The organism is Paraburkholderia sp. MM5482-R2 (assembly GCF_050436125.1).
Lineage (GTDB): Bacteria > Pseudomonadota > Gammaproteobacteria > Burkholderiales > Burkholderiaceae > Paraburkholderia > Paraburkholderia tuberum.
This window is the reverse complement of sequence record NZ_JBNDLP010000002.1, coordinates 2759366-2772868: the sequence shown is the minus strand read 5'-3', so window position 1 is coordinate 2772868 and position 13503 is coordinate 2759366. Positions and strand designations below refer to the sequence as shown.

The 13503-nt window shown below is 63.8% G+C and carries 8 protein-coding genes and 1 pseudogene; 5 read left to right on the top strand and 4 right to left on the bottom strand.

Annotated elements, in window-relative coordinates; genetic code table 11:
• Positions 1–24 precede the first annotated feature (24 nt).
• The 4 genes and pseudogenes from OKW37_RS15590 to OKW37_RS15575 form a co-directional block, all read right to left on the bottom strand.
• On the bottom strand, positions 25–1299 hold the full coding sequence (locus tag OKW37_RS15590; protein ID WP_429405519.1) for a tyrosine-type recombinase/integrase: 1275 nt from the start codon (positions 1297–1299) through the stop codon (positions 25–27).
• 450 nt (positions 1300–1749) lie between these two features.
• Positions 1750–2935: pseudogene (locus tag OKW37_RS15585) on the bottom strand (porin).
• A 39-nt stretch (positions 2936–2974) separates the two neighbouring features.
• Positions 2975–5431, bottom strand: a complete 2457-nt coding sequence (locus tag OKW37_RS15580) for a TIM-barrel domain-containing protein (protein WP_429405523.1) — start codon at positions 5429–5431, stop codon at positions 2975–2977.
• A 19-nt stretch (positions 5432–5450) separates the two neighbouring features.
• Entirely contained in the window at positions 5451–6737 is a 1287-nt protein-coding gene (locus OKW37_RS15575) for an MFS transporter (protein ID WP_184056975.1), read from the bottom strand.
• A 464-nt stretch (positions 6738–7201) separates the two neighbouring features.
• Between OKW37_RS15575 and OKW37_RS15570 the strand changes: the two genes are divergently transcribed.
• From OKW37_RS15570 to OKW37_RS15550, 5 genes are all read left to right on the top strand, one after another.
• A complete protein-coding gene (locus OKW37_RS15570) occupies positions 7202–7549 on the top strand; it encodes a hypothetical protein (RefSeq protein WP_184056973.1) in 348 nt (115 codons plus the stop codon).
• 192 nt (positions 7550–7741) lie between these two features.
• Positions 7742–9658, top strand: coding sequence for an extracellular solute-binding protein (locus OKW37_RS15565; RefSeq protein ID WP_429405526.1), 1917 nt, complete (start codon positions 7742–7744; stop codon positions 9656–9658).
• 49 nt (positions 9659–9707) lie between these two features.
• Positions 9708–10745: a microcin C ABC transporter permease YejB gene (locus tag OKW37_RS15560; protein WP_090800650.1), complete on the top strand. Its 1038-nt coding sequence runs from the start codon at positions 9708–9710 to the stop codon at positions 10743–10745.
• Positions 10745–11851 carry an ABC transporter permease gene (locus tag OKW37_RS15555; RefSeq protein WP_429405528.1) on the top strand — a complete coding sequence of 369 codons (1107 nt, stop codon included), beginning with the start codon at positions 10745–10747 and terminating at the stop codon, positions 11849–11851. The genes OKW37_RS15560 and OKW37_RS15555 overlap by 1 nt, the downstream gene beginning before the upstream one ends.
• Positions 11848–13479 carry an ABC transporter ATP-binding protein gene (locus tag OKW37_RS15550; protein WP_429405530.1) on the top strand — a complete coding sequence of 544 codons (1632 nt, stop codon included), beginning with the start codon at positions 11848–11850 and terminating at the stop codon, positions 13477–13479. Before OKW37_RS15555 ends, OKW37_RS15550 begins: the two co-directional genes overlap by 4 nt.
• The last annotated feature ends 24 nt before the right edge of the window (positions 13480–13503 follow it).

Sequence of the window (13503 nt, the reverse complement as noted above, 5' to 3'; positions counted from 1 at the left end):
CACTACTTCGACGGTAGCCACTCATTATGCTGCGTTCCGTGTCTGTCGTTCTGCTTGGACCTTATCGATGTATGTCTGCCAGTCGTTCATGAGTAGGCGCCGTTTGTCGAAAAGCGCTCCGCGCTGATACGCCGCCTCGCTGTCGTCCGCCAGCTTATGCGCCAATGCGTGCTCGATGGGTTCCTTCTCGTGATGTGATACTTCACCAGCCCAGTCGCGGAAAGTACTACGCATGCCGTGCGGAACGACAGGCCGGTCATCCTCCATCGGATCGACCCAAAGGGGCAAGCTTGCCTTCTGACGGCGACCGTTGATGATCTTGATGACTTTTCCCATGGCCGCATTCGACAATCCCGCGTTGCCGCTCGGGAAAACGTAGGGGTTTTTGCTGTCGGAATCGCGCTCGGCCAGCATGTCCTCAAGGATTTCAACAGCGCGGGGCGACAGTGGGATGTGATGCGCGCGGCTTCGCTTCATCCTCGGACCCGGAATGACCCAAATCGCATTTTGGACGTCGATTTCATCCCACGTCGCACCAATGGTCTCGTTAGTCCGCGAGGCTGTCAGAATTGTGAATTCCAACGCGCGCGCGGCCACACCTGGGCGTTCGCGTAACTCCTGGACGAATGCATTTATCTGCCTGTACGGCAACGCGGGGAAGTGTGACTCGTCCTGTACCTGGCTTGGCTTCGGCAGCAGGGTATCCAGGTGGTTGCGCCATGCGGCTGGATTGTCGCCAGTCCGTAGTTTGCGCGTTTTCGCCCATGCGAGAATCCGTTCGATTCGGCCGCGGACGCGGGATGCAGTTTCATTCTTCGTGATCCAGAGCGAGTTCCGCTCTAGAACGCGAACGATGTGGTGCGTGTCGATGTCGCCAACGTCTAGGGCGCCGATGCTCGGACTCGCGTAGGTCGCCAGGGTGTTGGCCCACTGCTCGGCGTGTTTCGCGTTCTTCCAACCGCTGCGATGTGCCTCAATGTATGCAGCACTGCACTGGTCGAAGGTCATGCGGCTTGCCGCCTTCGCCTTGACCGCCGCGCGCTCTGTTTTGGGGTCGCCGCCACCTGCCAGAATGGCGCGCTGCTCGGCCGCTTTTTCACGGGCAGCCTTGAGCGTTACCGCCGGGAAGGCGCCTAGGCCGACGTCGTGCGTTTTGCGGTGCCGCGTGTATCGGAATACCCACGATTTTGTTATCGTCCTGCTCACCTGTAGCCACAGACCGGCGCCATCGCCGTAGTAGCCCGGGACTTTCAGTTCTTCCACGCGTCGTGCCGACAGCTTGTTAGTTCCTCGCGCCATGAATTGTCCGCCTAACCGATCTACCCACGTTTCTACCCACGTTCCGGTCGTTGATTGTCCTGTTCAAGAGTAGACGGAATTAGACAAAAAAATCAAGTAAAACAAAGGCTTGGGTTGCATAGAGTGACGCGGCGTGAGATGCCGGTATAGGCGGAGACGGACTCCGTCTCCGCCAGCAATGGTGGCGAAACCCCGCAGAGTCTAGGCTCTGCGGGGTTTTTGTTTTTGCGCGGCTTGATTTTGATCTCGCTCGATACTTCAGCGATGTCAGCGGCATTCCCAGCCCTCCAGCGTGTGACCACGTCCTACGTGAATAGGCAGGTCTGCTGATCAATGCATGGCGCCGTTAGGCCGCCACGCTGGTCCGCAGAAAACCGCGCCAGATCCAGCGCGGCAGGCAAGGAGTCCGCATGACTGATCCCGTCGTGCCGCTGACCGAGACCGCCTCGCTTAGAACGCGTGCCGCAACCCCACCATGCCGACGAACTGAGACGGACCCGATGACGGCGTCGTGTTCTGCGAGTCGCCGACCACCGCGACCGCGTTGGCGATGGTCACACCCGCTGCCCGACGAGATCAGCGACTTGCCGCCTGCATGCTGATAGGCCTCGATCGCGTACAGCGTGGTGCGCGTCGACAGGTTGTAGGTCTGTTCGAGCGAGATCTGATGATAGTGCGCCGGATCGCTGATGCCGTTCGCCTTGCTTGCCTGGGTGAAGCTATAGCCGCCGCCGACCGTCACGCTCGGCGTGATCCGGTACGTCGCGATCGCACCGTACGTGTTGAACACGGCCTTGTCGAAGAACAGCGAGCCGTGGCCCGGCGCGTACTGCACATTCGAGTAGTTGAGGCCCACCATCAGATCGTGCCACGTATAGCGACCCGCCGCGGCGAGCAGTTGCGCGCTACGCGCGCTCGCGTAACCGTTGTTGACCGGCGAGTTGATCGCGAAGCTGCCGAGCGCCGCGCTCGTCGAAATGTCCTTCAGCTTCACGTAGCCGGCTGCGAGCGACACGGGCTGGAAGTCATAGCGCAGCGCCGCGCTGAACAGGCTGCCGTTCGCGACGCTGCCGGGCACGCCGCCGAGACCATACTGCGCGCTTGCCTGCAGGCCCCCGATCGTCGGCGATAGGTAGGTTACCGAATTATTGAAGCGCAGCGTCGTGTCGAGGGCGTCGAGATCGCCGGGGTGCGCGCCGGTCGCGCCGGTCAGCACGCCGGTCGGTCCGAGCGCGCCGACCATCTGGAAGTAGGGTGTGTACTGGCGGCCGAGCGTCACCGTGCCGTAGCGGTCGTTCGCGAGGCCGACATAGGCCTGGCGATTGAACAGGTAGCCCGCGGTGCTTTGCGCGCCAGTCAGCGAATTGAAGCCGCTCTCGAGCCGGAAGATCGCCTTCGTGCCGCCGCCGAGATCTTCCGAGCCGAGGAAGCCGAACTTGCTCGCCTGCAGGTTGCCCTGGCTCATGTAGAAATTCGAATGCCCCTTCTGGTTGCTGGCATAGGCGAACGCATTGTCGACGACGCCATACAGCGTGACGCTGCTTTGCGCCGATGCGCTGGTGGACAACGCGGTGCCCGCAAACGGCAGGCAGCAGAGGACGAACGCGCGGGTGCGCGCGCGCTGGTTTATTTTCATGATTGGGATGTCTCCAGACTGATGGGACGGCCTGATCCCTCAGGCCGGCGCGGTGGGTTGTTCAGTGCGGCACCGAATCGTCAGGCAGCGCCAGCCGTGCGCGGTGTGATCGGTGACGAGCGTGCCGTTAGCGCAGACGACCGCGCGTGTTTCGCGCATCGGCACGAACACGCGCACTTGCGGCTGCACGCGCGGCATCCATTGCGAACGCTCGAGCGTCACCCGCAAAGTGTTTGCGTCGCCCGTCAGCGTGACGTTCCAGCGGCCTTGCTCGCCGTTGCGCCAGGCTTCGGTCTCGCCGTCGTCCTCGATCGAGCCGCCTTGCGCGGTGCCCGCGTCGGCAGACGGCACCGCGAGGAATGCGCGTTCGTCGGCAGGGCGGCCAAAATGCTGCTCGGCGATGTTGAGCGGAATCACGCTGCCTTCACGCAGCAGGAACACCGGCCGCTCGAACGGCGCGGGCAACGTGACGGTCTGGCCGCCGTCGAATGTTTCGCCGCTCCAGTACGACACCCAGCGCGAACCGGCCGGTAGATACACGGCGCGCGTGCTCTGGCCCGGATCGACCACTGGCGCGACCAGCATCGACGAGCCGAGCATCATGTCGTCGCCATCGACGAGGCAGCGCGGATCGTGCGGAAACTCCGCGAACAGCGGCCGCAGCACCGGCTCGTACGCACGATGCGATTGCCACAGCAGCTCGTAGAGATAAGGGATCAGGCGATAGCGCAGCTTGATCAGGTCTGCCACGTGCCGCGTGACTTCGGGATGCATCCACGGCTCGTTGACGGTGCCGTCGTCGTTCCACGAGTGAATCGAAAAGCGCGGCAGGAAGATGCCGAACGCGACCCAGCGCGCAAACAGCTCCGGCTCCGGCGCCGGACCCGAGAAGCCGCCGATGTCGTGACCGCTATTCGACACGCCCGACATCGCGAGCCCGAGACCCATCTTCAGATTGAAGCGCAGCGTTTCCCACGACGTGTAGTTGTCGCCCGACCACGTCTGCACGTAGCGATGCATGCCGACGCCGCCCGAGCGCGACACGAGGAACGGGCGCCTGTCAGGCGCGTGCTCGCGCTGCGCGTCGTGCGACGCGCGCATCATCAGCTGCGTCTGCAGCACCTTCGCCTGGTGTGCCGGATACGGCTTGCCGAAGCCGCGCGCGATCGCATGCGGCGACCAGATCTCGAACTCGTTGTTGTCGTTCCAGGTGGCCGCGATGCCGTATTTGAGCAGTGCGTCCTTCACGCGAGCTTTCCACCAGTCGATCGTCGCGGGATTCGTGAAGTCGAGGTACGCGCCGACTTCGTCCCAGAACTGCACCCATGCGGGCTCGCCATCGGGCGCTTCGATCAACAGGCCGGCGTGGGCGACGTCGTCGAACGCTGGGTGGTCTTGCAGCAGACACGGCTTGATGTTCGCGCACAGACGCACGCCGTGATCGAGATAGCTCCGCACGAACCCGTCGATGTCCGGAAACCTGTCGTGATTCCAGTTGAACACGTAGCGCTTCGGCCCGATCGACGTATAGCCCGACGACAGATGGAACGAATCGCACAGCACGTCGTGTTCGCGGCAACGCTCGATGAATTTGCCCATCTGCTGTTGCGCGTCCGGCGCGTCGGTATAGCTCATCGTCGAGCCCGAGTAGCCGAGGCCCCACTTCGGCATCCACGCGGGACGTCCGGTGAGCCACGTGAAGCGGCGCACCGCGTCGAGCGGCGAGCCGGGCGATGCGATGAAGTAGTAGTCGAGATCGCCATGCTCGGCGATGAAGTGCCGATAGTGGCCGTGATAGTTGTCGAGCTCGCGGCCCATGTCGAAGCGACAATCGGCGAGCGTGTCGTAGAACAGGCCGAAGCCCGTCGACGTCTGCGGCTGCCACGTCACGTAGAACGGGATGTGCTTGTACAGCGGGTCCGTGGTGCGCGCGCTGTAGCCCATCGCGTCGATGTTGCGCATCTCGTAGCTTTGCTGCGCGCGATCGAGCGAGCCGGCACGCTCGCCGAGGCCCACGTACATTTCGTCGCGGCGCCGCTCGACGTAGTGATAGACGCGCGAGTCCCACCAGCCGAAGTTGTACGCCTGGGTCTTGCGATCGCTCATCACGCGATGCCATGTACCTTCGTGCAGGATGTCCCAAGCGCAGGCGCCGCCTTCGAGCGCCACGCTCACGCGCACGCGCGCCGTTTCGATCACGATGTGACCGGCTGCTTCGTTCACCGTGAACGGCGGCGGCGTGAAGCCGCTCAGGTCGCGGCGCTCGCGGCCTTCGAGCGGCACGTCGTCCATCCCGGGCGCGATCGCCCATGTGCGCGGGCCGCGCGTTTCGCCGTCCGGCAGCACGAGCACGCGGATGATGTCCTCGGCGAGCACGAACAGCTCGATGCGGCAATTCGGCTGCGCGCTTAGCACGACCGGGTTGGCCGCCGGGTCGCCAGCGTGGGGGACGAGCGCAAAGCGCGGCGGATGTTTGAGATTGATCTGTGAACGCATGATGAGTCTTCCAGGAAGGTCAGGCAGCCGTGTTGACGCTCAGTTCGGCGCGGCGCGCGCGGCCGTGGCGCGGCACACCGCGCATCAGGATGATCAGCAGCGTCGCGCCGATGATGTCGAATGCGCCGAGCGCGCCGAACAGCGGCGTGTAGCCGATCGAATCGGCGAGCGCGCCGACCATCAGCGAGAAGCCGAGGCCGCCGATCCACGCGGCCATGCCCGCGAAGCCGGCGACGGTGCCGACTTCGCCCGGATCGAATACGTCGGCGGCGAGCGTGTTGACGAGCGCCGAGATCATCTGGTGCGCGAAGCCGCCGACGCAGAAGAGGGCGATGGCCTGGTAGGGCGACGCGACGAGACCGATCGAGGCCGGCCCGATCATCATCAGCGCGCCGAGCACGACGCCCGAGATGCGCGACCAGATCAGCGGCACGCGAAAATGCTTCATCAGGAATGGCGACAGATAGCCGCCGAACAGACCGCCCAGGTCCGCGGCGAGAAACGGCAGCCACGCGAACATCGCGATCTGCTTCAGATCCATATGACGCTGCGTGGCGAGATACAGCGGAATCCAGAAGCTGAACGTCTGCCACGCGGGCTCGGCGAAAAAGCGCGCTTGCGCGATCGCCCAGAAGCGGCGCGTGCGCAGCACTTCACGCACGCTCGCGCGGCGCGCGGCGGGCGGTGCCTGGCCTTCGACGATCGCGGCGCGCTCGGCATCGCTCACGCGCTTGTGCTCGGCGGGCGAGCGGTACAGCACGAACCATGCGGCGGCCCACACGAAGCCGAGCGCGCCAGTCACCGCGAACGCGCTCTGCCAGCCGTAGCGCAGCGACAGGAAAACGACGAGCGGCGGCGCGAGCAGCGAGCCGAGCGAAGTGCCCGCATTGAAATAGCCGACCGCGACGGATTTCTCGCGATCGGGAAACCATTCGGCGACGACCTTCATGCCGGCCGGAATCGCGACCGCTTCGGACAGGCCCATGAAGCCGCGCAGCGCCGCGAGCGAAAACCAGCTGCCCGCGAAACCGTGGAACACGCCGGTCAGCGACCACAGGCACGCGAACAGCGCGAAGCCGAGGCGCAGGCCGATCAGATCGATGATCAGGCCGCAGACGGGCTGCATCACCGTATAGCCGACCTGGAACGCGCCGACCACGTACGAGTACTGCCGCGTGTTCATGTGCAGCAGTTTCATCAGCTCGGGCGCCATCACGCCGAGCGCGTTGCGCGACAGATAGTTGACGATCGTCCCAACGCACACGAGGGCGATGATCCACCAGCGCAATCCCTTGATCGTTTTCAAAATCAGTCTCCGTGGCGCATTGAGCGGTTGCTTCCGACGCAGTGCTCGGGCATGCGCGAATTCGAACATTTATTGGTTTTCAATGGCAGTCATCCTATCACTTGGAAACGACCTGGATATCGGGGAAAACCATAGGCGGTGCCACGTGTTTCCTTGATTTTTCTCGATAATTTAATATTTTTTTTGCCACGTCTCCGAGCGGTGATCGGATGACTGTGGTGAGGAATATCGAACAGATATGTTCTTTCGAACTTTAAAATGTTCGTTTTCGGGATGTCAGTCAGGCCGCGAGCCGGCGCCCGCGCGGAGGGTGCTTTTCACCGCCGTCTGGCGTGTGTAACCAGACATTACGCCGCCGCCGGCGAGGCGATTTTCAGCATCAGTTATTACAAAGTTGAAATACGCGTGTTGCTGCCTTTGCGTTATATTTCCGCCAACAAAACATGTTCCTACAAAGGTGATCAATGAAGTCCGCTCGTCTTGTTCCGCTTGTGTTCGGCGTGTTGACGTTGGCTGCATCGGGTGCCGCGATGGCCGCGGGGCTCAACGTTGGGGTCAATATCGGCATTCCCGCGCCGGTCTACGTCGCACCGGCGCCGGTCTACGCACCGCCGCCGCCTCCGCCGCCGCCCGTCGTCTATCAGCCGGCTCCCGTGTACTACGGCGGTCCGCAAATCGTGATCGGCTGGCATGGCGACCGTTACTGGGACGGCCATCGCTACTGGGCGCGCAACGACTGGTATCGCCACCATCCGCCGGGCCGCGGCGACTATGCGCGGGGTCACTACGACCAACATCGCGGCTGGCACTGAGTCGCCACTGCGTCAGCGCTGAAGCGCGCCAACCGGCCGCAGCGATGACAGAACCGCCCTTGGAGGGCGGTTTTGTTTTTTGTGCTGAAACATCCGTCGCTGACGCATTTCGTCGCAGTCGCCCGCCAGATCGCGCAAGCTAATTGGGTAGAATCCCCCACATCGCCACTGCCCATTTACCAGCACGACTCCATGACAACTGGCTCGCGACGGGTTCAAACGCCTGAGGGACTTCGACACAGCGTGATCCACGGACCCTTGCGCGCCGCGCTCGCCGTCGCGTTGCTGTGCGCGAGTCTGCTCGTCGCGCCGCACGCGCATGCCGCGCATGCGATCGCGCAATACGGCGAGCCCAAATATCCGGCCGGCTTCAAGCACTTCGACTACGTCAATCCCGATGCGCCGAAAGGCGGCACGCTCGTGCTCGCGAACCCGAGCCGTCTAACGAGCTTCGACAAGTTCAATCCGTTCACTCTGCGTGGCAATGCGGCGCCCGGCCTCGAATTGATGTTCGAGAGCCTGACGATCGGCAGCAGCGACGAAGTCGCGTCCGCCTACGGGCTGCTCGCCGACGACATCGTCGTCGCGCCCGACGGCCTGTCGGTCACGTTTCACATCAATCCGCGCGCGCGCTTTTCGAACGGCGACCCTGTGACCGCCGACGACGTCAAGTTCTCTCTCGACACGCTGAAGAGCCCGCAGGCCGCGCCACAGTTCGCATCGCTTTTCAGCGAGATCAAGCGTGCGGTCGTCGTCGATCCGGCCACGGTGCGCTTCGAGTTTCGCGATCGCGATCGCGAGTTGCCGCTGCTCGCGGGCAGCATGCCGGTGTTCTCGCGCAAGTGGGGGATGAAGCCCGACGGCAGCCGTGTTCCATTCGACCAGCTCGCATTCGAAAAGCCAGTCGGCAGCGGGCCGTATCTGATCGACAGCTACGACAACGGCCGCACGATCACGTTCAAACGCGACCCGCACTATTGGGGCGCCGATCTGCCGGTGCGCGTCGGCATGAACAACTTCGATCGCATCGTCTACAAGCTGTATGCCGATAGCACCGCGCGGCTCGAGGCGTTCAAGGCTGGCGAGTACGACGCGCTGGTCGAATATATCGCGCGCAACTGGGTGCGGCGCGACGTCGGCAAGAAGTTCGACAGTGGCGAGTTGATCAAGCGCGAGTTTGCGCAGCACAACGGCACCGGCATGCAGGGCTTTTTCCTGAACACGCGCCGGCCGCTGTTCCAGGATGTGCGGGTGCGCAAGGCGCTCGATTTCGCGCTCGACTTTCAGTGGCTGAACCGCCAGCTGTTTTTCAACCAGTACACGCGCATCGACAGCTATTTCGCCAACACCGAATGGCAGGCGAAGGGGCTGCCTTCGCCTGGCGAACTCGCGCTGCTGGAGCCGTTTCGCGCCCAACTCGACCCGGCGGTATTCGGGCCGCCGCCGAAGCAGCCCGATACCGATCCGCCCGGCTCGCTGCGCGCGAATCTGCTGCAGGCGCGCGATCTGCTGCAGCAGGCCGGCTGGACCTATCGTGACGGCGCGCTGCGCAACGCGAAGGGCGAGCCGTTCCAGTTCGAGATACTCGACGACTCGGGTTCGGCCTCGTCGATGGAGCCGATCATCGCGACCTTCACGCGCAATCTGCAAAAGCTCGGCATTACCGCGAACTTCCGCACCACCGACTTCGCGGTCTATCAGAAGCGGCTCGACGCATTCGACTTCGACGTGACGACGATTCGCATGCCCGACGTGCAGGTGCCGGGCTCCGAGCAGATCACCCGCTTCGGCAGCAAGGCCGCCGATACCCCCGGCTCGGACAACGCGATCGGCCTGAAGTCGCCGGCCGTCGACGCGGTGTTGAACGCGCTCGTGCATGCGCAAACGCGCGAACAGCTGACCGATGCCGCGCACGCGCTCGACCGTCTGCTGATGCATGGCTACTATGTGGTGCCGCACTGGTACAGCGGCACCCATCGCGTCGCGTTCAAGCGCGGGCTCGCGTGGCCGAAGACTTTGCCGCTGTACTATGGTGCGGAGGGCTGGATCACGACGATGTGGTGGTACGAGGATCCGCGGGCGCGCACGCCCACGGGCAGCGCCGACTGATCCGCAGATCCATCGCCCCCACCAACGCGTTCGCACTGGAACACCGCCTATGTGGAGCTACATCCTCAAACGCCTGCTGCTGATGATCCCGACGCTGCTCGGCGTGCTGACGCTGACCTTCGTCGTGATCCAGTTCGTGCCGGGCGGCCCCGTCGAGCAGATGCAGCACGAACTGCGCAAGGGCGCGGAGGGCGCCTCGCCGTTCGGGCTGCGCTCGCATAGCGGCGTCGATGCGCAACAGATCGCGCAACTGAAGCAGCTGTACGGCTTCGACAAACCGCCGCTCGAACGCTACGTGCTGATGCTCAAGCGCTTCGCGACCTTCGATCTCGGCCAGAGCTATTTCCGTCACCAGAGCGTATTGTCGCTGATCGTGTCGAAGCTGCCGGTGTCGATCAGCATCGGCCTGTGGACGTTCTTTCTCACCTATCTGATATCGGTGCCGCTCGGCATCGCGAAGGCGGTGCGCAACGGCTCGCACTTCGATATCGCGACGAGCCTCGTCGTGCTGGTCGGCTACGCGATTCCGGGCTTCGTGCTCGGCGTGCTGCTGCTCGTGCTGTTCGGCGGTGGCACGTTCCTGCAGCTGTTTCCGCTGCGCAACCTCACTTCCGACAACTGGGACCAGTTGAGCCTCGTCGGCAAGATCCTCGACTATCTATGGCATATCACGCTGCCGATCACGGCGTCGGTGGTGGGCAGCTTCGCGGTCGTCACGATGCTGACGAAAAACGCGTTCCTCGACGAAATCCGCAAGCAGTACGTGCTGACCGCGCGTGCCAAAGGTTTGTCCGAGCGGCGCGTGTTGTGGAAGCACGTGTTTCGCAATGCGCTGCTGCCGCTGATCGTCAATTTCCCGGGCGCGTTCATCGGCGCGTTCTTCACCGGCAGCCTGCTGATCGAAACGCTGTTCTCGCTCGACGGGCTCGGGTTGCTGTCGTATGAATCGGTAATGCGGCGGGACTATCCGGTCGTGCTCGGCACGTTGTATCTGTTCACGCTGATCGGCCTCGTCACGCGGCTGATCTCCGACCTTTGCTATGTGTGGGTCGATCCCCGCATCCAATTCGAACAACTGGAGCGCTGATGAATCGAGCTCGCCTTTCCGCCGACGCGGCGGCGCGCACCGAACCCGCGCGGGCACTGATGTCGCCGTCGCCGGCGCGTCGCGTGTGGCAGCGTTTTCGCCAGCAGCGTCTCGGCTACTGGAGCCTGATCATCTTCGTCGTCGCGTTCGCGGCGAGCCTCGTGGGGCCGCTGTGGTCGAACGACAAGCCGGTCGTCGTGCGCTACGACGGCCATCTGTATTTCCCGCTCGTCAAGACTTACGCCGAGACCACCTTCGGTGGCGACTTCCCCACGCCGGCCGATTATCTCGATCCGTACATCCGTCACCGCTTCGATGCGCCGGGCAACTTCGCGCTGTATCCGCCCAATCATTACTACTACGACACGCTCAATTACTTTTCGAAGACGCCCAACCCGGCGCCACCGTCGCGCGAGAACTGGCTCGGCACCGACGACCGCGGCCGCGATCTGTTCGCGCGTCTGCTGTACGGCTTCGGCGTGTCGGTCGTGTTCGGCCTCGTGCTGAGCGTGATCAGCACGATCGTCGGCATCGCCGCGGGGGCGGTGCAAGGTTACTTCGGAGGGCGAACGGACATCGTCGGGCAGCGTCTGATCGAGGTCTGGAACGCGATGCCGCAGCTCTATCTGCTGATCATCTTTTCATCGATCTTCGAGCGCAGCTTCGCTCTTTTGATCGTGCTGCTGTCGCTGTTCAACTGGATCGGCCTGTCCGACTACGTGCGCGCCGAGTTCCTGCGCAATCGCCAGCAGGACTACGTGCGCGCCGCGCGCGCGATGGGCCTGTCGCATTGGCAGATCATGTGGCGTCACGTGTTGCCCAACAGTCTGACGCCGGTCATCACGTTCCTGCCGTTCAGCATGAGCAGCGCGATTCTCGCGCTGACGAGTCTCGACTTCCTCGGCCTCGGCGTGCCGCCGCCGACGCCGAGCCTGGGCGAACTGCTCGCTCAGGGCAAGGCGAATCTCGACGCGGGGTGGATCTCGGTGTCGACCTTCGGCGTGCTGGTGGCGATGCTGCTGCTATTGACCTTCATGGGCGACGCGCTGCGCAACGCGCTCGACACGCGTATCTCCGATGCGATACACGCCGGAGGTGGTCAATGAGCGCGCTGCCGCAAATCGATCCGCGATCGACGGACATGCCGCTGCTCGAACTCGACCATCTGCGTGTCGCGTTCGGCGACACGGTGGCCGTCGACGACGTCACGCTCGCGATCGCGCGCGGTGAACGCGTCGCGCTCGTCGGCGAATCGGGCTCGGGCAAGAGCGTGACCGCGCTGTCGGTGCTGCGCCTGCTGAACGACGCGCAGGTGAGCGGGGCGATCCGCTTCGATGGCAAAGATCTGCTCGCGAAGAGCGAGCGTGCGATGCGCGGCCTGCGCGGCTCGGACATCGCGATGATCTTCCAGGAACCGATGACCGCGCTCAATCCGCTGTATACGATCGGCGACCAGATCGCGGAAACGATCGTCGTGCATGACGGCGTCAGCGCGACCGAAGCGTGCAGGCGGGCGGTCGCGCTGCTCGCGCGCACCGGCATCACCGAGCCGGAGAAGCGCATCAACAGCTACCCGCATCAGCTCTCGGGCGGGCAGCGGCAGCGCGCGATGATCGCGATGGCGCTCGCCTGCCGGCCGCGCCTGTTGCTCGCCGACGAGCCGACCACCGCTCTCGACGTGACGATTCGCGCGCAAATCGTCGAGCTTCTGCTGGAACTGCAGCGCGACGAAGCAAAAAAGCGCGGCATGGCCGTGCTGCTGATCACGCACGACCTGAACCTCGTGCGTCACTTCGCGCAGCGCGTCGCGGTGATGGAGCGAGGCGTGCTGGTCGAAACCGGCACGGTCGAGCAGGTGTTCGAGGCGCCGCGCCATCCGTATACCCAGCGGCTGCTCGCGAGCCGGCCGCAGCGCGAGGTCGTGCCGGTGCTGCCGATCTCGCCGGTGCTGCTCGAAGCGCGCGATGTGGCGGTCGACTTCAGAACGAAACTGACCGGCCTGCGTGGCTGGTTCGGCGCGGGGCGGTTTCGCGCGGTCGACGCGGCGAACGTGTCGGTGCGCCAGGGCGAGACGCTCGGGATCGTCGGTGAATCGGGATCGGGCAAGTCGACGCTCGCGATGGCACTGCTCGGTCTGCAGCGCACCGCGCATGGCGAGATCCAGTTTCAGGGCAGGGCGCTCGCGAGCTATCGCGGCGCCGAAAAGACCGCGCTGCGCTCGAATATGCAGGTCGTCTTTCAAGACCCTTTTAGTTCGCTTTCGCCGCGGCAGACGATCGAGCGGATCGTCGGTGAGGGGCTCGCGCTGCATCGGCCGCAGATGACTCCGCAGGCGCGGCGCGACAAGGTCGTCGCGGTGCTGCGCGAAGTCGGCATCGACCGGACTGCGCTGTATCGCTACCCGCATGAATTTTCGGGCGGGCAGCGGCAGCGCATCGCGATCGCGCGCGCGCTGGTACTGGAGCCGCGCGTGCTGATCCTCGACGAACCGACCAGCGCGCTCGACGTATCGATCCAGCAGCAGGTGCTCAAGCTGCTCACCGGTTTGCAGCACAAATACAACCTCGGCTTCGTATTCATCAGCCACGACCTGGAAGTGATCGGGGCGATGGCGCACCGAGTCGTGGTGATGCAAAACGGGTCGATCGTCGAGACCGGCGAAGTCGAGAAAATTTTTGCTGCACCCGTGCATCCTTACACGCGAAAGCTGCTGAAAGCGGCGCTTGATCGTTGATTTTTCACCCTTTCCCCAATTGAG

Excerpts from the sequence above, each read along its gene's own strand:
- OKW37_RS15590 (WP_429405519.1), bottom strand. The coding sequence starts at position 1,299 with ATGGCGCGAGGAACTAACAAGCTGTCGGCACGACGCGTGGAAGAACTG.
- OKW37_RS15580 (WP_429405523.1), bottom strand. The coding sequence starts at position 5,431 with ATGCGTTCACAGATCAATCTCAAACATCCGCCGCGCTTTGCGCTCGTC.
- OKW37_RS15570 (WP_184056973.1), top strand. The coding sequence starts at position 7,202 with ATGAAGTCCGCTCGTCTTGTTCCGCTTGTGTTCGGCGTGTTGACGTTG.
- OKW37_RS15565 (WP_429405526.1), top strand. The coding sequence starts at position 7,742 with ATGACAACTGGCTCGCGACGGGTTCAAACGCCTGAGGGACTTCGACAC.
- OKW37_RS15560 (WP_090800650.1), top strand. The coding sequence starts at position 9,708 with ATGTGGAGCTACATCCTCAAACGCCTGCTGCTGATGATCCCGACGCTG.
- OKW37_RS15555 (WP_429405528.1), top strand. The coding sequence starts at position 10,745 with ATGAATCGAGCTCGCCTTTCCGCCGACGCGGCGGCGCGCACCGAACCC.
- OKW37_RS15550 (WP_429405530.1), top strand. The coding sequence starts at position 11,848 with ATGAGCGCGCTGCCGCAAATCGATCCGCGATCGACGGACATGCCGCTG.